General features: G+C 71.6%; 14 protein-coding genes. 9 read left to right on the top strand and 5 right to left on the bottom strand.

Features of this window, described 5'->3' with window-relative positions; all coding sequences use genetic code 11:
• Positions 1-12: 12 nt before the first annotated feature.
• A complete protein-coding gene (gene glgB / locus ACVFI9_RS12050) occupies positions 13-2,226 on the bottom strand; it encodes a 1,4-alpha-glucan branching protein GlgB (RefSeq protein ID WP_474762461.1) in 2,214 nt (737 codons plus the stop codon).
• Positions 2,219-4,411 carry a maltotransferase domain-containing protein gene (locus ACVFI9_RS12045; protein ID WP_474762460.1) on the bottom strand — a complete coding sequence of 731 codons (2,193 nt, stop codon included), beginning with the start codon at positions 4,409-4,411 and terminating at the stop codon, positions 2,219-2,221. The genes glgB and ACVFI9_RS12045 overlap by 8 nt, the downstream gene beginning before the upstream one ends.
• 3 nt (positions 4,412-4,414) lie before the next feature.
• Between ACVFI9_RS12045 and ACVFI9_RS12040 the strand changes: the two genes are divergently transcribed.
• The gene (locus ACVFI9_RS12040) at positions 4,415-4,777 is read left to right on the top strand and encodes a VOC family protein (RefSeq protein ID WP_474762459.1); all 363 of its coding nucleotides are present in this window, start codon (positions 4,415-4,417) and stop codon (positions 4,775-4,777) included.
• A gap of 13 nt (positions 4,778-4,790) precedes the next feature.
• On the opposite strand, the gene ACVFI9_RS12035 is transcribed toward ACVFI9_RS12040, so the two are convergent.
• Positions 4,791-6,368 (bottom strand): FAD-dependent monooxygenase, encoded by a 1,578-nt coding sequence (locus tag ACVFI9_RS12035; RefSeq protein ID WP_474762458.1) that lies wholly within the window; start codon positions 6,366-6,368, stop codon positions 4,791-4,793.
• Positions 6,369-6,437: 69 nt separating this feature from the next.
• Between ACVFI9_RS12035 and ACVFI9_RS12030 the strand changes: the two genes are divergently transcribed.
• Both ACVFI9_RS12030 and glgP read left to right on the top strand, forming a co-directional pair.
• A complete protein-coding gene (locus ACVFI9_RS12030) occupies positions 6,438-7,016 on the top strand; it encodes a TetR/AcrR family transcriptional regulator (protein ID WP_474762457.1) in 579 nt (192 codons plus the stop codon).
• A 70-nt stretch (positions 7,017-7,086) separates the two neighbouring features.
• A complete protein-coding gene (gene glgP, locus ACVFI9_RS12025) occupies positions 7,087-9,645 on the top strand; it encodes an alpha-glucan family phosphorylase (RefSeq protein ID WP_474762456.1) in 2,559 nt (852 codons plus the stop codon).
• Between the two features lie 76 nt (positions 9,646-9,721).
• Here glgP and ybaK read toward each other — a convergent pair whose 3' ends face one another.
• Together ybaK and glgX are read right to left on the bottom strand one after the other, a co-directional pair.
• Entirely contained in the window at positions 9,722-10,243 is a 522-nt protein-coding gene (gene ybaK, locus ACVFI9_RS12020; RefSeq protein ID WP_474762455.1) for a Cys-tRNA(Pro) deacylase, read from the bottom strand.
• A complete protein-coding gene (gene glgX, locus ACVFI9_RS12015; RefSeq protein WP_474762454.1) occupies positions 10,243-12,309 on the bottom strand; it encodes a glycogen debranching protein GlgX in 2,067 nt (688 codons plus the stop codon). Before glgX ends, ybaK begins: the two co-directional genes overlap by 1 nt.
• A 37-nt stretch (positions 12,310-12,346) precedes the next feature.
• Between glgX and ACVFI9_RS12010 the strand changes: the two genes are divergently transcribed.
• The 6 genes from ACVFI9_RS12010 (at position 12,347) to ACVFI9_RS11985 (ending at position 20,924) form a co-directional block, all read left to right on the top strand.
• Complete coding sequence (locus tag ACVFI9_RS12010; protein WP_474766247.1) at positions 12,347-13,567, top strand: cysteine desulfurase family protein; 1,221 nt, start codon at positions 12,347-12,349, stop codon at positions 13,565-13,567.
• 159 nt (positions 13,568-13,726) lie between these two features.
• Positions 13,727-14,833, top strand: a complete 1,107-nt coding sequence (mnmA, locus tag ACVFI9_RS12005; RefSeq protein ID WP_474762453.1) for a tRNA 2-thiouridine(34) synthase MnmA — start codon at positions 13,727-13,729, stop codon at positions 14,831-14,833.
• 102 nt (positions 14,834-14,935) lie between these two features.
• A complete protein-coding gene (locus tag ACVFI9_RS12000; RefSeq protein WP_474762452.1) occupies positions 14,936-15,658 on the top strand; it encodes a hypothetical protein in 723 nt (240 codons plus the stop codon).
• A 183-nt stretch (positions 15,659-15,841) separates the two neighbouring features.
• Positions 15,842-16,633, top strand: coding sequence for a hypothetical protein (locus ACVFI9_RS11995; RefSeq protein ID WP_474762451.1), 792 nt, complete (start codon positions 15,842-15,844; stop codon positions 16,631-16,633).
• Positions 16,634-16,845: 212 nt separating this feature from the next.
• Positions 16,846-19,140: an NAD-dependent DNA ligase LigA gene (ligA, locus tag ACVFI9_RS11990; protein ID WP_474762450.1), complete on the top strand. Its 2,295-nt coding sequence runs from the start codon at positions 16,846-16,848 to the stop codon at positions 19,138-19,140.
• A gap of 17 nt (positions 19,141-19,157) precedes the next feature.
• Entirely contained in the window at positions 19,158-20,924 is a 1,767-nt protein-coding gene (locus tag ACVFI9_RS11985; protein WP_474762449.1) for an alkaline phosphatase family protein, read from the top strand.
• The last annotated feature ends 29 nt before the right edge of the window (positions 20,925-20,953 follow it).

Here is a 20,953-nt window from a genome sequence, read left to right as displayed (position 1 = left end):
CCTTCGACGAGCTCAGGGAGCGGTCGCTTCGGGCGTGAACCACACCGCGCCGAGCGGGGGCAGCGTGAACACACCCGATGCAGGCCGGCCCGCCCACGGGGTGTCCGTCGCCTCGACGCCGCCGAGGTTGCCCACGCCGGAGCCGCCGAACTCCGCGGCATCCGAGTTCAGCACCTCGCGCCAGCGGCCCGGAGCCGGCAGCCCGAGCCGGAAGCCGTCGTGCGGGCGGCCCGCGAAGTTCACCACGCAGAGCAGCGGCCGGCGGTCGCGGTCGTAGCGCAGGAACGCGATCACGTTCTCGGCCGCGGCGCCGCCCTCGACCCACTCGAAGCCCGCCGCGTCGTCGTCGAGTTGCCAGAGCGCGGCCGCCGACCGGTAGGTGCGGTTCAGCGCGCCGACGAACTCGGCGAGCTGCCGATGGCTGGGCTGGTCGAGGATCCACCAGTCGAGGCCGCGCTCCTCGCTCCATTCCGAGAGCTGCCCGAACTCCTGGCCCATGAAGAGCAGCTGCTTGCCGGGATGCGCCCACATGAACGCGAGGTAGGCGCGCACGTTCGCGAGCTGCTGCCAGTGGTCGCCCGGCATCTTGCGCACGAGCGAGCCCTTGCCGTGCACGACCTCGTCGTGGCTGATGGGCAGCAGGAAGTGCTCGCTGAACGCGTACAGGAACGAGAACGTGAGGTCGTGGTGGTGGTGCGCGCGGTACATCGGGTCCTTCTGGATGTACTGCAGGGTGTCGTGCATCCATCCCATGTTCCACTTGAAGCCGAATCCGAGGCCGCCCGAGTTCGTGGGCGCGGTCACCCCTGGCCAGCTCGTCGACTCCTCGGCGATCATGACGATGCCCGGGTTGCGCTTGTAGGCCGTCGCGGTCGCCTCCTGCAGGAAGCCGATGGCCTCGAGGTGCTCCCGGCCTCCGTGCACGTTCGGCAGCCATTCGCCTGGTTCCCGCGAGTAGTCGAGGTAGAGCATCGAGGCGACGGCGTCGACGCGCAGCCCGTCGACGTGCATCTCCTCGAGCCAGAACAGCGCGTTGGCGACGAGGAAGTTGCGCACCCTCGGGTTGCCGTAGTCGAAGACGAGCGTGCCCCAGTCCTTCTGCTCGCCGCGCCGCGGGTCGGGATGCTCGTACAGCGGTTCGCCGTCGAAGCGCGCGAGCGCCCAGTCGTCCTTCGGGAAGTGCCCGGGCACCCAGTCCATGATCACGCCGATACCGGCCCGGTGCAGCCGATCGATGAGGTACTTGAGGTCGTCGGGGGTGCCGAACCGGCTCGTCACGGCGAAGTAGCCGGTCACCTGGTATCCCCACGAACCGCCGAACGGATGCTCCGCCAGCGGCATGAACTCCACGTGCGTGTAGCCGAGCCAGTCGAGGTACTCGATGAGCTCGTCGGCGATCGCCCGGTAGCCCTTGCCGGGCCGCCACGAACCGAGGTGGAGCTCGTAGACGCTCATCGGCAGTTCGTGCGGGTTGGAATGCGCGCGTCGGGACATCCATTCGTCGTCGCCCCAGATGTGCGTGCTCGTGCTCACGACCGACGCGGTCGCCGGCGCGATCTCGGCCTGCCGGGCCATGGGGTCGGCCTTCATCACCCAATCGCCCGACGCCGTGAGGAACTCGAACTTGTAGATCGCGCCTGCCGGCAGGTCGGGCACGAACAGCTCCCAGACGCCCGTGCCGCCCATGCTGCGCATGGCGTGCGCGGACCCGTCCCACCGGTTGAACTCGCCGACGACGCGTGCGGCGCGCGCGTGCGGCGCCCAGACGGTGAACCCCGTGCCGCGGACGCCGCTGCCCGCGCCCCAGCGCTCGCGGTGGTGCGCGCCGAGGACGCGCCACAGCTCCTCGTGCCGTCCCTCGCCGATGAGGTGCAGGTCGAGATCGCCGATAGTGGGCGCGAACCGGTAGGGGTCGTCGCTCGTCCACTCGTCGTCGCCGTACCGGGCCCGCACCCGGTAGCCGGTCGGGCCGAACTCGCCGGCACCCGCCCAGATGCCGTGTGCGAGATGCTCGAGGGGAACGACCCGCCCGTCGTCGAGGATCGCCTCGACGGTATCGGCGAGCGGACGGCGGCTGCGGATGACGGTGTGCACGCCCGGCGTTCCCGCGAGCTCGAACCCGTGCTGGCCGAGCACCGAGTGCGGGTCGGAGTGGCGGCCCTCGCCGACGGCGGCGAGCACGTCGTCGGTGACCGCGGGGCCCGTGTGCGGCATCCGGTCAGGCATCGGCGCCTCCGCCGGTGCGACCGGTGCCGCCCGTGCCGCTCGTGTCGCCCGCGGCATCCGCGTCCCGCACGACGTGCAGGATGTGGGCGGGCTGGGTGAACGCATCGAGCCTCACGTAGTTGCTGTCGCTCCACGTCCAGCGGTCGCCGGTGACGAGGTCGGCGACCAGGAACGGCGCCCCCGGCTCGAGCCCGATGGCGGCGAGGTCGAGGTGCACGGTCGTCTCCCTGACGGAGTGGGGGTCGACGTTGGCGACCACGATGATCGTGTCGTCGACGCCGCTCGGCGTGAAGCGCCCCTCGAGGTGCTTGGAGTAGACGAGCACCGATTCGTCCTCGCTGGAGTGGGCGCGGAAGTTCCGCAACTGCGCGAGCGCCGGGTGCTCGGCGCGGATGCGGTTGAGGATCCCGAGGTAGAGGGCGAGCGAACGGCCCTCGCGCTCGGCGCCGGCGAAGTCGCGCGGCTTGTACTCGTACTTCTCGTTGTCGATGGCCTCCTCGGCGCCCGGCCGGGCCACGGACTCGAAGAGCTCGAAGCCCGAGTAGACGCCCCACGTCGGCGCGGCGGTCGCGGCGATCGTCGCGCGCACGGTGAAGGCGGCCGGGCCGCCGAACTGCAGGTACTCGGTGAGGATGTCGGGCGTGTTCACGAACAGGTTCGGCCGCATGAAGTCGGCGGTCTCCTGCGAGACGCTCGTGAGGAACTCCTCGAGCTCCGCCTTGGTGTTCCGCCACGTGAAGTACGAGTACGACTGCTGGAAGCCCACCATCGCGAGCGCCTGCATCATCGCGGGCCGCGTGAACGCCTCGGCGAGGAACACGACGTCGGGGTCCGTGGCGTTGAGGTCGCCGATGAGCCGCTCCCAGAACGCGAGCGGCTTGGTGTGCGGGTTGTCGACCCGGAAGATGCGCACGCCCTGCTTCATCCAGTGCCGCACGACGCGCGTGACCTCGACGACGAGGCCGTCGAAGTCGTCGTCGAAGTTGATCGGGTAGATGTCCTGGTACTTCTTCGGCGGGTTCTCGGCGTAGCGGATCGTGCCGTCGGGCAGTTGCGTGAACCATTCCGGATGCTCCGTCACCCACGGGTGATCGGGGGAGGCCTGCAGCGCGAGGTCGAGCGCGATCTCGATGCCGAGCGCTTCGGCCCGGCGCACGAAAGCGCGGAAGTCGGCGAGGGAGCCGAGGTCGGGATGCACCGCATCGTGGCCGCCCGGCGTGCCGTCCTTCATCGGCCCGCCGATCGCCCACGGCGACCCCGGGTCGTCGGGCCCCGGGTCGAGCGTGTTGTTGCGGCCCTTGCGATTCGTCACGCCGATCGGGTGGATGGGTGGGAGGTACACGACGTCGAACCCCATGGCGGCGACGCCGTCGAGGCGCCTGGTCGCCGTGCGGAACGAGCCGCTGCGCCAGCGACCATCCTTGAAGCGTCGCGCACCCTCGGATCGGGGGAAGAACTCGTACCAGGAGCCGACGCCCGCTCGGCGCCGCTCGACGAGGATCTCGTGCTCGGGGGAGTCGCTCGCGAGACGTGTGAGGGGGCGCGGGCCGAACTCGGCGAGCAGCGGGTCGTCGATCAGCGCGCGACGGTCGGCGACGGAGGTCCGGGGATCGCGCAGTGCGGCGGCGAGGGTCGTCAGCTGATTCCGCACCGCGCCGGGCCGCCCTGCGTCGACGGCGGCCCGGTCGAGGAGGCGTGCTCCGATCTCGAACATCAGCTCGACGTCGATGCCGGCGTCCACCTTGAGCGAGGCATCGTGCCGCCACGTGGCCACCTCGTCGTCGAAGCCCGTGACATGCCAGTGCCAGATGCCGCGCTCGTCGAGTTGCGCCTTCGACTCCCAGCGGTCGGTGCCCGGCGCCAGCGGAGACATCCGTTCGCTCCGGGTGCTGCCAGACGGGCTCGTGAGCACGAGCATGGCGCCCACCATGTCGTGCCCCTCGCGGAAGACCGTCGCGCGGAACGGCACGACCTCGCCCTCGAACGCCTTCGGTCTCCACCGCGAATCGGGGAGGGCGGGGGTGACCCGGGTCACCGGGATGCGGCCGGCCAGCACTTGGTGGGTCGTCACGTTCCGACCGTAGCGCGGATCGGTCGGAAGCGGCGTGACGCAACGGCGAAGCTCGGGCGTTCGCGGGTAGGTTGGACGCGACGGAGCAGCAGCGCAGGCCGAGCAGGAGGACATGTCATGACCGATCAGCAGCCGCAGGTGAAGATGGTCGTCCTGTCCACCGACGACCTCGATGCCTCGATCGCGTTCTACACCGAGACGCTCGGGTTCCCGCTCAAGTTCCGCGACGGATCCCACTTCGCCGCGCTCGACGGCGGCACCATCACGCTCGCGCTCGCGACAGCACTCGATCACCCGATCCCGGGCCAAGTCGTCGTGGGCATCAAGACCGATGACGTCGACGGCATGGCCGAGGCGATCGATGAGGCGGGCGGCGGCATCGCGAAGGGCCCATACGACGACGCCCACGAGCGACGCGCGGTCGTCTACGACAGCCAGGGCAATGGGCTCGTGCTGTACAAGTCGCTCCCGCCTCGGTGAGTCGCGCCGGGCTTCACCGCGTGGCGGGCATCCGCGCGTCAGCGTCGAGGCGCGTCCGGAGGTGCCCGGGGTCGCCACCCGTGCCGGCGGCCACACGGTCGGGGCGCACGAGCACGACCCGGCCATCGTCGGCGGGGGCGGATGACTCGGGCTCGACCACCTCGTCGTCGCGCACGACGATCACGGGGAGGCCGCGCCAACGCGGGTCCTCGGGGGCGGGTGCGGGCTCGCCGACACGCGTCCACACGACCCAGCACCAACCGGTCTCGGGGAGGCGTGCGGAGAGCCGGCCGCCGTCGGCGAGCCTCGGGTTCGCGAGCCGACGGCCGGCGCCGGGGCCGGCGCTGAGCGGGCCGTCGGGGTAGGCGACCTCGAGCATCCCGGTGGCGCGGCCGAGCCTCGCCTGCACGCGCCGAAGCGCGAGTACCCGGGGCGCGACGCGGCCGAGCACGCGCCGGATCGCGGTGTTGCTGGTCGTCAGCAGCGCGGTCATGCGGGCGACGGTCTCGACCATCCGGCTCCCCGCGGCACGGCGTTCGGCCTCGTAGCTGTCGAGGAGCGCCTCGGCCGCGGCGGGCGAGGCCGCCCGGTCCACCTCCGCGAGTTTCCAGACGAGGTTGTGGACGTCCTGCAGGCCGGTGTTCAGCCCTTGGCCGCCGACCGGGCTGTGCACGTGGGCGGCGTCGCCGGCCAGGAACACGCGACCACGCCGGTAGGCGTCGGCGACCCCGTGGGTGAGGGTGAAGCGCGAGGTCCAGCCGACGTCGTGCACGCCGAATGCGAGGCCCGTGCGCTCCATGATGAGTCGGTCGAGGTATCCCGCGTCGATGGTCGGTGCGCCCGCATCCGTCGTCGCGGGAACCTGGGCGATGATCCGCCAGCGGCCAGGGTCGGGCACCGGCACGACGATGAGGAGACCCGGCGGCGTGAGGTAGGCGTAGCCCTCGTCCTCGGCCAGACGCGGCGAGCCCGCGACATCCGCCAGCAGGAACTGCACCCCGCTGTCACGACGGTCGAGCCGGAGTCCCGCTCGATCGCGCACCGTGCTGCGGCCGCCGTCGCAGCCGATGAGCCACCGCGCTCGCACCGTCTGGAGCCCGCCGGGGGTCTCGAGCGCGGCCTCGACGTGAGCTTCGCGTTCGTCGAGCTCGGCGAACGTCGTTCCCCACTCGACGGCGCCCCCGAGCTGCGCGAGTCGTGCCTCGAGCACCTGCTCGGTGGCGTACTGCGGGATGGACAGCCAGAACGGGTAGGCGGTGTCGCCCCAGGGGAGCCCGCGCAGGTCCACCCTCGTGCGGCGCCCACGCGGCCCGGCGTGAGCCGTGAGTGCCGCGAACGGCACGCCCTCCGCGAGCATCGCGTCGGCGACGCCCATGAGCTCGAGCACCTCCATGGTGCGGGCGTGCGTCGCGAGCGCCTTCGAGTGCGTGGAGAGTCCGCGCTTTCGATCGATGATCCGCACCGTCATTCCGTGGCGGAGGGCCTCGCAGGCGGCGGCCAGTCCGGTGGGACCCGCGCCGACGACGAGCACGTCGACGTCGGCGGACGCGGAGGGTTGGGGGAGACCTTCTGTGTCGTGAGCGGCGTTCATGTCGGCAGTCTATCGCAAAACGAGACATGAATGTCTCGCTTCGAAGTAATTGCCGATATGGTCGTATTCATGGATGTCTCCTCGCCGGCCACTCCGCCACGGCGACGCGATGTCGCGCGTCACCGCGACATGCTCATCGCTGCCGCCACCGAGGAGTTCGCCCGCAACCCCGAGGCGTCGATGGCCGACATCGCCCGGGTCGCCGAGTTGACGAGGGCGACCGTGTACCGCCACTTCCCGAACCGGGAGGCGCTCGAGTCGGCCATCCGCGCGGAAGCACTCGCCCGAGCGTCGCGGGCGCTCGAGGAGAGCCGGCTCGACGAGGGCACCGCGGTCGAGGTCCTGCAGCGCGTGATCCACGCCCTGGGCGCCCAGGGCATGGGCCTGCGCTTCATGCTGCTGCAGGCACCGGATTCCGACCCGCGATTCCTCGCTCAGCGCGCGCAGGTGCTGGCGCCGCTCGTCGACGTGGTGCGGCGAGGGCAGCGCGAGGGGCTCCTCGATCGGGGGCTCGCGCCGGAGTGGATCGTCACGGCGATGGCCTCGCTGCTGGTCGCGGCGGTGCGGGACGCGGCTTCACCCGATGCCGCGGTGGGGGAGTCGGTGCATCGCACGCTGATGTTCGGGATCGCGACGGGTGCGAGGTGACCGAGCGCTGGGGCGACGAGCTGCGACGCCGTTCACACGAACGTCATGCGTCCGCCCTAGGGTTGAGCGGGTGAAGCCGATTCGCAAGTTCACCGTCCGTGCCGTCGTCCCGGGTGCGCTCGCGGCACTCGAAGAGCTCGCGGGGAACCTGCGGTGGGCGTGGCACGAACCTACGAAGCGCCTGTTCGAGCACATCGACCCCGAGCTGTGGCGCAGCTCCCGCCGCGACCCGGTCGCCTTCCTCGGCGAGGTCGACCCGGCGCGCCTCGACGCGCTCGCGGCCGACGGAGACTACGTCGAATGGGCCGAGCGCGAGCGAGCGGGACTGCGCGAGTACCTCGCCGAGCCGCGCTGGTTCCAGTCGCTGGGCGCCCATGCGCCGCGGCTCGTCGCGTACTTCTCGCCCGAGTTCGGCATCACCGCCGCGCTGCCGCAGTACTCGGGGGGCCTCGGCATCCTCGCGGGCGATCATCTGAAGGCGGCCTCCGACCTCGGGGTTCCGCTCGTCGGCGTCGGCCTGTTCTACAAGGCGGGCTACTTCAGCCAGTCGATCTCGGCCGACGGCTGGCAGCAGGAGCGCTACCCGACCCTCGATCCCGACGGGCTCCCGCTCTCGGTCGTGCGCCGGCCCAACGGCGCACCGGTGCAGGTGACCCTGGCCCTGCCCGACGACCGGTCGCTGCACGCACGCGTGTGGAGGGCGGCGGTCGGCCGGGTCACGCTGCTCATGCTCGACACCGACATCCCCGCGAACACCGACGACCTGCGCTCGGTGACCGACCGGCTCTACGGCGGCGGCGGCGAGCACCGGCTGCTGCAGGAGCTGCTGCTGGGCATCGGCGGTGCGCGCGCCGTGCGCGCCTACACCGAGCTCGCCGGGCTGCCCGCCCCAGACGTGTTCCACATGAACGAGGGTCACGCCGGGTTCCTCGGGCTCGAGCGCATCGCCACGCACATCGCCGAAGGGCTCTCGTTCGCCGAGGCGCTGCAGGTCGTTCGGGCCGGAACCGTGTTCACGACGCACACGCCCGTGCCCGCCGGCATCGACCGCTTCGACCGCGGCCTCGTCGAGCGGTACGTCACGAGCTCCCTGCTGCCCGGCATCGAGCCCGCCGATGCGCTCGCCCTCGGCGTCGAGCCCGGCGCCGACCCCGAGACGAGCGCGTTCAACATGGCCGTCATGGGGCTTCGGCTCGCACAGCACGCCAACGGCGTCTCCAAGCTGCACGGCGAGGTGAGCCGGCGCATGTTCGGCGACCTGTGGCCCGGCTTCGACGCCGACGAGGTGCCCATCACGTCGATCACGAACGGCGTGCACGCGCCCACGTGGACGGACCCCGCGCTCATCGAACTCGCCGAGGCGACGCTCGGCACGGCCGACCCCGAGCATGCCGACTGGCTGAGCCCCGCCCTGTCCGACGGCGAGTTCTGGAACGTGAAGCGGCGGATGCGCCTGCAGCTCGTCGAGGACGCACGACGCCGGCTCTCGGCGGCGTGGTCGGAGCAGCACGGCGGCGCGTCGGCGCCGACCTGGCTCTCGCAGGTGCTCGATCCCGACACGCTCACGGTCGGCTTCGCCCGTCGCGTGCCGACGTACAAGCGCCTCACGCTCATGCTGCAGGACCCTGAGCGGCTGAAGGCGATCCTCACCAACCCCGATCGGCCCGTGCAGTTCGTGATCGCCGGCAAGTCGCATCCGGCCGACGACGAGGGCAAGCGACTCATCCAGCAGCTCGTGCAGTTCGCGCAGCAGCCCGAGCTGCGCGAGCGCATCGTGTTCCTGCCCGACTACGACATGGGCATGGCCGAGGTGCTCTACCCCGGCTGCGACGTCTGGCTGAACAACCCGCTGCGCCCCCTCGAGGCGTGCGGCACGTCGGGCATGAAGGCCGCCATGAACGGTGCGCTCAACCTCTCGATCCTCGACGGCTGGTGGGCCGAGTACGCGGGCGACGACTACGGCTGGGTCATCCCGTCGGCGGATGCCGCGGGCGACGCAGGGGAGCGCGACGCCCTCGAGGCATCCGCGCTCTACGACCTGCTCGAGCATCGCGTCGCGACTCGCTACTACGAGCGCGACGGCGATGGCGTGCCCGTGGAATGGGTGCGCCGGCTGCGGCTGACCCTCGCGCACCTCGCGCCCGACCTCGGTGCCGACCGCATGGTGAAGGAGTACGTCGAGCGGCTCTACCGCCGGGCGGCCGAGCATGCCGCACTCGTCGAGGCCGACGGCGACCGGGGTGCGCGTGAGCTCGCCGCGTTCGACGCGCGGGTTCGCGCCGCGTGGCCCAACGTGCACGTGACGCACGTGGAGTCGGGCGGCGTCGAAGCGCCGCACGTCGGCGACGCGTTGCGGCTGCGTGCGTACGTCGAGCTCGACGGGCTGGCGCCCGACGACGTCACGGTCGAGGTCGTCTACGGCCGCAGCCGCGCCGACGAGACGATCGAGGACGTGCGACGCACCGCACTCGATCCCGACGGGGCACCGGATGCCTCGGGCCCCCGTCTCTACACGGGCACCGTGGTGCTCGACCGCGCCGGGGCGTTCGGGTACACGGTGCGCGTGGTGCCGCGGCATCCGCTCATGCTCTCGACCGCGGAACTGGGGCTCGTCGCCGTCGCCGGCTGAGGCCGCCCACCGGCTCCGGCGTCCCCGCCATCGCGTCCTCTCGAGTCATGATCGGCGGACCCGCCGTGCAGCGGCGTCAGCGGGCGCGGGCGATGGGCGCGTAGCGGCCCGACGTGACGGCGATGAGGTCGTCGGGCGCGAGCTCCAGGTCGAGGCCGCGTCGGCCGCCCGAGACGTAGACCGTCTCGCAGAGGATCGCCGACTCGTCGAGCACGGTCGGCAGCGCCGTCTTCTGCCCGATGGGGCTGATGCCGCCCACGACGTACCCGGTCTTGCGCTCGGCCACGGTGGGGTCGGCCATCTCGGCGCGCTTGCCGCCGAGCGCCTGCGCGAGCGCCTTGAGATCGAGCTGCATCGCGACCGGCACGATGCCCACGGCGAGCGCACCATCGACGTTCGCGAGCAGCGTCTTGAACACTCGGTCGGGGTCCAGGCCGAGCTTCTCGGCGGCCTCGAGTCCGTAGGCGGCGGCCCTGGGGTCGTGCTCGTAGGCGTGCACCGTGAACGCGATGCCCGCCGCTGCGAGCGCGACCGTCGCGGGCGTGCCGGCGGAGGCAGCTCTGCTGAGCCCCGTCGAAGCATCCGAGCGTTTCGCCATCACTCGCCCCCGTGCGCACGGAACAGCACCATCGACAGCGGCGCCACCGCGATGCGTTCACCCGGCCCGTGTTCGGAGCCGACGTCGACCGGCACGTCGCCCGCGGAGTCCCACAGGCGGGTGTATCCGGTGACCCCCTCGTGCGGCGGCAAGACCACCTCGGTGTCGGTCTCGTGCGCGTGCACGACGAGCAGGATGCGGTTGAACGCCTCGAACTCGGGCGTCGACGCGGCGAGGTACTGCAGCGTGCGCTGTTCGGGCGAGTGCCAGTCGTCGATGGTCATGGTCGCGCCCTCGGCGTTGAACCAGTCCATCTGCGACGCGCTCGGCGTGGTCTCGCCGAAGCGGCCGAAACGCACGGGCCGGACCGCGGGGTTCTCGGCGCGCAGCCGGAGCAGCCGCCGCACGGTCTCGAGCAGGCCGGCATCGCGCTCGCGGTCGTCCCACGCGAGCCAGGTCAATTCGGAGTCGTGGCAGTACGCGTTGTTGTTGCCGCGCTGCGAGCGGCCGTACTCGTCGCCCGCGGTGAGCATCGGCACGCCCGCCGAGAGCAGCAGGGTGCCGAGCAGGTTCCGGGTGCTCCGGCGGCGCGCCGCGCAGACGTCGGCGTCGTCCGTCTCACCCTCGACGCCGTGGTTGTACGAGTTGTTGTTGTCGGTGCCGTCGCGGTTCTGCTCGCCGTTGCCGAGGTTGTGCTTCGCGTCGTAAGCCGTGAGGTCGGCGAGCGTGAACCCGTCGTGGGCGGTGACGAAGTTGAGGGAGGCGAGGGGCCCGCGCTCGGTCGAGAAGGTGTTCGACGATCCGGCGAGGCGCGTCGCGAACCTGCCGATGCCGCTGCCGGCGGTGCCCGTCTTGCGCTCGCGACGCAGGTCGCCGAGCCAGAAGTCGCGCATCCGATCGCGGTAGCGGTCGTTCCACTCGGTGAAGCCGGCCGGGAAGTTGCCCGTCTGCCAGCCGCCCGGCCCGACGTCCCAGGGTTCGGCGATGAGCTTGGTGTCGCCGATCACGGGATCGTCGAGCATCGCCTGCAGCAGCGGATGCTCGGGGGTGTAGCCGCCGTGGTCGTCGCGGCCGAGTGTCGCGGCGAGGTCGAGCCGGAAGCCGTCGACCTGCAGCTCGTCGGCGAAGTACCGCAGCGAGTCGAGCACGAGCCGGCGGGCGGCCTCGGTGCCGAAGTCGACCGTGTTGCCGCATCCGGTCGTGTCGACGTACCGGCCGTGCGCGTCGTGCCGGTAGTAGGAGGCGTTGTCGATGCCGCGGAACGACGTGGTGGGACCCTCGCGTCCCTCCTCGGCGGTGTGGTTGTAGACGACGTCGAGCACGACCTCGAGGCCCGCCTCATGGAGGCGCCGCACCATGCCCGCGAATTCGCGGCGCACGGCGTGGGCCCCCTCGGCCTGCGCTGCGGATGACGCGTACGGCGCATGCGCGGCGAAGAAGGCGAGCGTGTTGTAGCCCCAGTAGTTCGGACGCCCCTGTCGCACGAGCCGCTGCTCGGAGACGAACGCGTGCACCGGGAGGAGTTCGACGGTCGTGACGCCGAGCCCCGTGAGGTACTCGAGCGAGACGTCGTGCGCGAGCCCCGCGTAGGTGCCGCGCAGGTGCTCGGGGATGCGTTCGTTGAGCTTCGAGAATCCGCGCACGTGCGCCTCGTACACGACGGTGTGGTCGAGCGGCACGCGCGGCTTCACGGTGCCCGCCCAGTCGAAGCCGTCGTCGACGAGTGACGAGAGTGCGACGCCGCGCCAGGAGCCGTCGGGCACGGCGGCGAGCCCGCGCGCATACGGGTCGAGCAGGGTGTGCGCGGGGTTGAACGCGTGCTCGATGCCCGCGGGCCCGTCGACGCGAAGCCCGTACCGGGCGCCCGGCACGAGGGCAGCGGATGCCGCTTCCCACACGCCGTGCTCGTCGCGCTCGAGTGCCGTGCGCGACGTCGCCCAACCGAGGTCGCCGTCGGCGAACACCTCGAGCTCCACGGAGGTCGCGTGCGCGGACCAGACCCGGATGCTGCCGCCGTCGGCGCCCGTCCGGACGCCGAGGTCGTGCAGGGGGTCGGGCGCGGGCATGCGATCTACAGTAGTTCGTGTGGAAGCGCTCCCCGCGATGGTCTACCTCGACCATGCCGCGACGACCCCGATGCGGGCCGAGGCGATCGAGGCGCTGACCGCGGCGTTGCGCGTCGTCGGCAACCCCGCGTCGATCCACAGCGCCGGGCAGGAGGCGAAACGCCTGCTCGAGGAGTCCCGCGAGCGCGTCGCCGAGACCCTCGGCGCCGACGGCATCGAGGTCGTCTTCACGGGCAGCGGCACCGAGGCCGTGAACCTCGCGATCAAGGGCCTCTGGTGGAGTCGGCAGGCGGGGGGCCCGCGGCCGCGCATCATCGTTCCGGCGGGGGAGCACCACGCCACGCTCGACACCGTCGAGTGGCTGGCCGAGCACGAGGGCGCGATCGTGGATGAGGTGCCGCTCGACGAGGTCGGCCGGGTGCGCCTCGACGCGCTCGCCGACGCGCTCGACCGCGACGCGGCATCCGTCGCGCTCGTCACGATGATCTGGGCGAACAACGAGGTGGGCACGATCCAGCCCGTCGCCGAGGTCGCCCGGCTCGCCGCCCGGGCCGGGGTGCCGCTGCACGTCGACGCGATCGCGGCGTACGGGCAGGTTCCCATCGACGTCCACGGCCTGCGCCGGGCGACGGATGCCTCCGCCGGCGCCGGTCTCGTCGCCCTCAGCGTCTCGGCGCACAAGATCGGCGGGCCCGTGGGCATCGGGGCGCTCGTGCTCGACCGGTCGGCCACGATCGAGCCGCTCATCCACGGCGGCGGGCAGCAGCGCAAGGTGCGCTCGGGCACGCAGGATGTCGCGGCCGCGGCGGCGTTCGCGGCGGCGGCATCAGCGGTGCACGAACGGCTCGACGCTGATGCCGAGCGGATGTCGCGGCTGCGCGACCGGCTCATCGCGGGCGTCCAGGCGACGGTGCCGTCGGCCCGTCTCTCCGGCGACCCCTCGCCCGGCGGACGCCTGCCCGGCAACGTGCACTTCTCGTTCCCCGGATGCGAGGGGGACTCGCTGCTGTTCCTCCTCGACATGGCCGGGGTCGCCGTGTCGACGGGGTCGGCGTGCCAGGCGGGCGTGCCGGAGCCCTCGCACGTGCTCATGGCCATGGGGCGCTCCGAGGCCGACGCCCGCGGCGCGCTGCGCATCACGCTCGGACACGAGTCCACCGACGCCGACGTCGACGCGTTCCTGGCCGCGCTGTCCGGCGCGTACGCCCAGGCGTCCCGCGCCGGCCTCGCGGCCCGGGCGACGTCGTTCGACCGCTGACGAGCGGTCGCGGCATCCGGCGCCTGCGGCATCCGGCGCCTGCGGCATCCGGCGCCTGCGGCATCCGGCGCCTGCGGCATCCGGCGCCTGCGGCATCCGCGGCCTGCGGCATCCGCGGCCTGCGGCATCCGCTCAGGACCGGTTTCGTACACTGGAACGATGCGGATCCTGGCAGCGATGAGCGGCGGCGTCGACAGCGCCGTGGCCGCTGCGCGCGCCGTGGAGGCGGGGCACGACGTCGTCGGCGTGCACCTCGCGCTCAGCCGCATGCCCGGGACCCTGCGCACGGGCAGCCGCGGCTGCTGCACCATCGAGGACTCGATGGACGCGCAACGCGCCGCGAACGTGCTCGGCATCCCGTACTACGTGTGGGACTTCTCCGAGCGGTTCAAGGCCGACGTCGTCGACGACTTCATCGCCGAGTACTCCGCCGGCCGCACGCCGAACCCGTGCATGCGCTGCAACGAGCGCATCAAGTTCGCCGCGCTCCTCGAGAAGGCGCTCGCGCTCGGCTTCGATGCGGTGTGCACCGGCCACTACGCGACGATCGTGACGGATGTCGCGGGCCACCGCGAGCTGCACCGCGCGAGCGCCTGGGCGAAGGACCAGTCGTACGTGCTCGGCGTGCTCACCGCCGAGCAGCTCGAGCACGCCTACTTCCCGCTCGGCGACACGCCCTCGAAGCAGCTCGTGCGCGAGGAGGCCGCCCGTCGCGGGCTGTCGGTGGCGCAGAAGCCCGACTCGCACGACATCTGCTTCATCCCCGACGGCGACACGCGCGGGTGGCTCGCCGACAAGGTCGGCGTCGCACCCGGCGACATCGTCGACCGCACGGGCGAGGTCGTCGGTTCGCACGAGGGCGCGCACGCGTACACGGTGGGCCAGCGCCGCGGACTGCGGCTCGGCACGCCGGCGCCCGACGGCAGGCCACGATTCGTGCTCGAGGTGCGGCCGAAGGAGAACACGGTCGTCGTCGGCCCCAAGGAGGCGCTCGCGACCGCCGAGATCGCCGGGTCGCGATTCACCTGGGCGGGCCTTCCGCCCGAGGATGCCGCCACGCCCTTCGCCTGCGAGGTGCAGATCCGTGCACACGCCGACCCCGTGCCCGCGGTGGCGGTGGTCACGGGCGGTGAGCTGGTGATCACCCCGGAGCATCCGCTCGATGGCGTCGCCCCGGGCCAGACCGCGGTCGTCTACGTCGGCACACGCGTGCTCGGCCAGTGCACGATCGACCGCACCGTCAGCGCCGTTCCCGTCGACGCGTAGCACCGGTCTTCCGGCACGGTCCGCTCGCCGCCACGGCCGGATTCGCGTAGATTCGGCGCCTGGCGCTACCCCCGGCGCCGCACACGTGACGAGGAGATACCAGTGTCCTACCCGCTGTACCCCGCTGATCCGACTGCAGACCCCGCCGAGCCGTTCCGGAACCTCGACTCCGGCGCCATCACCCTCCCGGCCACCACCGGCGCGACCGCCGTGCCGCGGCCCGGCGCGTGGGGCGGCAGCGCCGACACCCGCACCATCACCGCCGACGAGCTCGTCGAACGCCAGCGCGAGCAGTTCGGCGGCGTGAAGTTCGGTTCCGCGTTCTTCGGATGGGTCATCGCCGCCGCACTCGCGACCGCGATCACCGGGCTCCTGGCCGCGGGCGGTGCAGCCCTCGGCCTCGGCAAGCTCCTGAACCCGGTGACCTCGACCGGTTGGGGCCCCTTCGACGCCTCGACGGTCGGCTGGATCGGCGTCGGCACGGTGCTCGCGATCGTGCTCGTCGCGTTCTTCGCGGGCGGCTACGTCGCCGGGCGCATGGCGCGATTCAGTGGCGTCGCACAGGGTCTCGCCGTGTGGGCGTGGGCGGTGGTCACGGCGATCGTGGTCGTGCTGGCCGTCGTGCTGCTCGGCGTGCCCTTCGAGTTCGCGGCCGATCGGCTGACCATGTTCTCCGGACTGATCCTCACGGACGACCTGTTCCTCGTCGGCGGGATCGTGGCTGCCGCCGCGGTGGCCGTGGTGAGCCTCGGTGGGGCGCTCCTGGGCGGTCCGGCCGGGCTCCGGTATCACCGCCGGGTCGACTACACGGGTCTCGACGTGTAGCCCGCGGCGCCATTCGGGCGCGTTCCGGGCGAATCTGGATGCCGCCCGAACGTTCGCTGCACGTCCGAGTACGGGAAACCGTCTCGTGTCAAGGCCTCTCCTGCCGGGTACCCCCCGTCGTAGGGTCGGATCGGCGTCGCAGGCACCCACCACTGAGCGGCGCACGACGAGAGGGGACCCATCATGAGCACCTCATCTGACCGGCCCGGTCGAGATCCGTATCCGGCGAACATGCCCGAAGCGCCCGTCGACCGCGACCGCGACGGCATCGACGACCGCCGCGAGGCCGTGACGCACGACCGCGACCGTGACGGCGTCGACGACCGCCGCGAGGCCGTGACGCACGACCGCGACCGTGACGGCGTCGACGACCGGCACGAGGCCGTGACGCACGACCGGAACCTCGTGGATCGCCGGGAGGTCGTCGCTCGCGAGCGCGAGGCCTTCGGCGGCGTGAAGGTCGGATCCGCGTTCTTCGGATGGCTCACGGCCTTCGGCACCGGCGTGATCCTGACCGCCATCCTCGCCGCCACCGGTGCGGCGCTCGGCCTGGGCATCGTCGAATCCGACACGACCGCCGACGACGCCGCCGTCGACGCCGAGACCGTCGGCTGGGTGGGCGCGATCGCGCTCCTCGTGATCCTGTTCGTCGCGTACTACGCGGGCGGCTACGTCGCCGGGCGGATGGCGCGCTTCAACGGCATCCGCCAGGGCATCGCCGTCTGGGTGTGGGCGCTCGTCATCGCGATCATCGTCGCGCTGGCCGGCGTCGTGCTGGGAAGCCAGTACGACATCTTCGGCGACCTGAACGTGTTCCCGCGCATCCCGGTGGCCGAGGGCGACCTCACCGTGGCGGGCATCATCACCACGATCCTCGTGATCCTCGCGAGCCTCGGCGGTGCGATCCTCGGCGGCAAGGCCGGCACGCACTACCACCGCAAGGTGGATCGCGCGGGCTACGCCGTGGAGCGGTAGCCACCGCGTGGAGGCGGGGCGCGTACGCGCCCCGCCTTTCGCGTGTCCGGACCTCGGCTTCGGTTCGCCGGTCGAAGGACGATCGAGTCGACACGCCGGTGATGCCCGGCGTGTCGTCGCGATCGTCCTTCGACTCGCGAACGGCGGGACACGGGATCCGACCGCCGACGCGTCGCGCCACAGCCGTGCCGCCGTCGGGGGTCGCCCATAGGATGGCGCCTGTGAGCGACATCCCCGCCGACTTCGAAACCGCCCGCGCCGAAGCGGAAGAGCTCGCCGAGCGCATCGAGCGGTATCGCACGACGTACTACTCCGAGGGCGTCAGTCTCGTCAGCGACGCCGAGTACGACGTGTTCTTCCACCGGCTCGAGGCGCTCGAGCGCGAGTTCCCCGAGCTCGCCGGTCAGGACAGCCCGACCCAGCAGGTCGGCGCGGCGCTGGTGTCCGTCGGGTTCCCGCCGCATGAGCATGCCGAGCGCATGCTGAGCCTCGACAACGTCTTCTCGCTCGACGAGTTCGCCGAATGGGCGACGAAGGCCCAGGCCGCCGCGGGTCGACCCGTGCGCTGGCTCTCCGAGCTCAAGATCGACGGTCTGGCCATCAGCCTCGCGTATCGCGACGGCGTGCTCGAGACGGCCACGACCCGAGGCGACGGCCGAGTCGGCGAGGACATCACCGAGAACGTGGACTTCATCCCGGCCATCCCGAGACGCCTCCAGGGCGAGGTCTACCCGCCCTTCTTCGAGGTCCGCGGCGAGGTGTTCCTGCGTTCCGACGACTTCGAGGCGCTCAACGCTCGGCAGCACGCGCTGCAGGCCGAGTTCGTCGCAGAGCAGCGGGCGAAGGGCCGCGCCGATGACGCGATCCCGACGCGCTTCCCCGAGTTCGCCAACGCCCGCAACACGGCGGCCGGCAGCCTGCGCCAACGCCGCGAGAACAAGTCGCCGCAGCAGTTGGAGCTCATGCGCGAGCGCCTCGGGCGGCTGGCGCTGTACCTGCACGGCATCGGCGCTTGGGAGAATCCTCCGGTCTCGAGCCAGTCCGAGATCTACGCCCTCCTGGCCGGCTGGGGCCTGCCGGTCTCGCCGCACACGCGAGTGTTCGACACGATCGACGAGGTCACCGCCTTCATCGCGCACCACGGCGAGCATCGCCATGACGTCGAGCACGAGATCGACGGCATCGTCGTGAAGGTCGACGAGCTCGCCCTCCACGGCGAGCTCGGCGCGACCAGCCGGGCACCGCGCTGGGCGATCGCATACAAGTACCCGCCCGAGGAGGTGCACACGAAGCTGCTCGACATCCGAGTCGCGATCGGGCGCACGGGGCGGGCGACGCCCTACGCGGTCATGGCGCCGGTGAAGGTGCAGGGCAGCACCGTCGAGCAGGCGACCCTGCACAACCAGGAGGTCGTGAAGGCCAAGGGCGTGCTCATCGGCGACACCGTCGTGCTCCGCAAGGCGGGCGACGTGATCCCCGAGATCCTCGGTGCGGTCGAAGAGCTCCGCGACGGCAGCCAGCGCGAATGGCAGATGCCGGCCGAATGCCCCGAGTGCGGAACGCCGCTCCGCCCCATGAAGGAGGGCGACATCGACCTGCGCTGCCCGAACGCGCGATCCTGCCCCGCCCAGGTGCGCGGGCGCGTCGAGCACATCGGGTCGCGCGGCGCGCTCGACATCGAGGCCCTCGGCGAGGTCACGGCCGCCGCCCTGACGCAGCCGTCCGTGCCGTCCACCCCGCCGCTCGTGACCGAAGCGGGCCTGTTCGAGCTCACCCTCGACGAGCTCGTGCCGATCGAGGTCGTCGTGCGCGACGCCGAGACCGGCGAGCCGAAGGTCGACGAGAAGTCGGGCGAGCCGGTGCGGCGGGCGCCGTTCAAGCGCATCATCCGTCAGGGCACGAAGTCCCGTCCGGCCGAGTACGGCCCGTCGGGGGCGGCCACCAAGCTCCTCGACGAACTCGAGAAGGCGAAGACGAAGCCGCTCTGGCGACTCCTCGTGTCGCTGAACATCCGCCACGTCGGCCCCGTGGCCGCGCGGGCACTCGCCGACCATTTCGGCTCCCTCGATGCGATCCGCGCGGCGAGCCGCGACGAGCTCGCCGAGGTGGAGGGCGTCGGCGGCATCATCGCCGATGCGCTGATCGAATGGTTCGACGTCGACTGGCACCGCGAGATCGTCGAGCGCTGGACGGCGTCGGGTGTGCAGTTCACCACCCCGGGGCATCCGGGCCCGGGCCGCGCCGGAGAAGACGGGGGCGTGCTCGCCGGACTCACGATCGTCGCCACGGGCTCCCTCGAGGGCTTCACGCGAGAGGGCGCGCAGGAGGCCATCATCGCGGCGGGCGGCAAGGCGGCCTCGAGCGTGTCGAAGAAGACCGACTTCGTGGCGGCCGGCCCCGGAGCCGGGTCGAAGCTGGCCAAGGCGGAGGAGCTCGGCGTCCGGATCATCGACGCGGCGCAGTTCGCGCGGCTCGTGACCGAGGGGCCGGCGGCACTCGACACCTGACACGAGCGGGGGAGCAGATGGCGGATGACGGAAGCCCGCGGGAAGCCGCCGGGGGCGATGAGCGCGGTGGCGGCACGAGCCGACGCGACTTCCTGAGAATCGGCGGGGCGGCGGCCGCGGGTGCCGTGGTCGGCGGTGGGATCGGCGCGGCGATCGGCGTCGCCGTCGGCCACCAGGCGGGTCTCGACGAGGGGCGGGACGACTTCGTGCCCATCACCCCGCGGCAGGAGGCCGGGTTCGATCATCTCGTGGTGCTGATGGGCGAGAACCGGTCGTTCGACAACCTCCTCGGCTTCCTCTACACGCCCGACGACCTGCCCGACGGCGAGTCGTTCGAGGGCCTGGCCTTCGGCGACTACCGCAACACCTCGCCCGACGGCACCGAAGTGGCCGCCCACGTCTACGACGGGCCGACCGACCACATCATGGGCCGACCCGATCCCGACCCCGGCGAGGAGTTCCCGCACGTCAACACGCAGCTCTTCGGCACGGTCGAGCCGCCGACGAACGCCGAGCTGTTCGTCGAGCACATGGAGGCGCCCTACAACACGCCGCCCTCGAGCACCGACGCGACCATGTCGGGCTTCCTACGCGACTACTGGATCAACTTCCAGCGCCTGCGCAAGGGTGTGCCGCCCACCGCCGACGAGGCGAAGCAGATCATGGGCTCGTTCTCGACGCAGATGCTGCCGGTGCTGTCGACGCTCGCGAGGAACTTCGCCGTCTTCGACCACTGGTACTGCGCGGTGCCGTCGCAGACGTTCTGCAACCGGTCGTTCTTCCACGCCTCGACGTCGCACGGCTTCGTCACGAACAAGCACGGCGGCGGCTACGAGAAGTGGCTCGACGCGCCGGCCACGCCGACGATCTTCAACCGCCTCGAGGAGGCCGGCATCACGTGGCGCATCTACTTCGACGAGCTGCAGCTCGTCTCGTTCACGGGCGTGCTGCACGCCCCCGTGCTCGAGGAGTACTGGCGCACCGACCACTTCGCCACGATGACCGACTTCTACGAGGACGTGCGCCTCGGCACCCTGCCGGCGTACGCGTTCATCGAACCCCGCATGACGTACAACCACAACGACTTCCACCCGCCGTTCGGCGCACTCAGGGAGGAGCTCGTCGACGGCCGCCCCGTCATCGACAGCGCCGTCTCCGACGTGCGGGCCGGGGAGGCGCTCGTGCATGAGATCTACGAGGCGATCAAGCGCAGCGACGCGCCGAAGGGCTCCAACGCGATGAACACCATGCTCCTCATCACGTTCGACGAGCACGGCGGCACCTACGACCATGTGCCGCCACCATCCGCGACGCCGCCGCACGACGACTCCGAGGGCGAGATGGGGTTCGGATTCGACCGACTCGGATGCCGCGTGCCCGCGATCGCGGTGTCCGCCTACACGCGGGCGGGCACCGTCGTGCACGACGAGACGCATCACGCGGCCGTCATCGCCACGCTCTCACGGCTGCACGGCCTGGAGCCGCTCACCCGCCGTGACGTCGGCGCGAACGACCTCTTCAAGGCGGTCAACCTCGATGAGCCGCGGCCGCCCATCACCTGGCCCTCCACCACGCCGCAGTACCTTCCGCCGAACCCGCAGGCAGAGGCGCCGCATCCGGCCCACGCCCACAAGGACAAGCCGTTGAGCCCGCCCGCCCGCGGCCTGCTCGGCCTCCTGCTCGCGAAGTACGGCACCCCCGGCGAGGAGGAGCCCGCGACCTATGCCGACGCCTACGAACTGCTCCACAAGTACGGCGAGGGACTGTTCGGCGCACCCCGTTAGAATCGTGGGATCCCCATCCCGACACGACG

This window comes from Agromyces sp. NSFZ, assembly GCF_056156205.1.
This window is presented reverse-complemented; position numbering and strand designations above follow the sequence as displayed.

Bases quoted from the DNA above. Each gene is read 5' to 3' on its own strand.
- glgB (WP_474762461.1), bottom strand. From the start codon at position 2,226: ATGCCTGACCGGATGCCGCACACGGGCCCCGCGGTCACCGACGACGTG.
- ACVFI9_RS12045 (WP_474762460.1), bottom strand. From the start codon at position 4,411: ATGTCCTCCTGCTCGGCCTGCGCTGCTGCTCCGTCGCGTCCAACCTAC.
- ACVFI9_RS12040 (WP_474762459.1), top strand. From the start codon at position 4,415: ATGACCGATCAGCAGCCGCAGGTGAAGATGGTCGTCCTGTCCACCGAC.
- ACVFI9_RS12035 (WP_474762458.1), bottom strand. From the start codon at position 6,368: ATGAACGCCGCTCACGACACAGAAGGTCTCCCCCAACCCTCCGCGTCC.
- ACVFI9_RS12030 (WP_474762457.1), top strand. From the start codon at position 6,438: ATGGATGTCTCCTCGCCGGCCACTCCGCCACGGCGACGCGATGTCGCG.
- ybaK (WP_474762455.1), bottom strand. From the start codon at position 10,243: ATGGCGAAACGCTCGGATGCTTCGACGGGGCTCAGCAGAGCTGCCTCC.
- glgX (WP_474762454.1), bottom strand. From the start codon at position 12,309: ATGCCCGCGCCCGACCCCCTGCACGACCTCGGCGTCCGGACGGGCGCC.
- ACVFI9_RS12010 (WP_474766247.1), top strand. From the start codon at position 12,347: ATGGTCTACCTCGACCATGCCGCGACGACCCCGATGCGGGCCGAGGCG.
- mnmA (WP_474762453.1), top strand. From the start codon at position 13,727: ATGCGGATCCTGGCAGCGATGAGCGGCGGCGTCGACAGCGCCGTGGCC.
- ACVFI9_RS11995 (WP_474762451.1), top strand. From the start codon at position 15,842: ATGAGCACCTCATCTGACCGGCCCGGTCGAGATCCGTATCCGGCGAAC.
- ligA (WP_474762450.1), top strand. From the start codon at position 16,846: ATGGCGCCTGTGAGCGACATCCCCGCCGACTTCGAAACCGCCCGCGCC.
- ACVFI9_RS11985 (WP_474762449.1), top strand. From the start codon at position 19,158: ATGGCGGATGACGGAAGCCCGCGGGAAGCCGCCGGGGGCGATGAGCGC.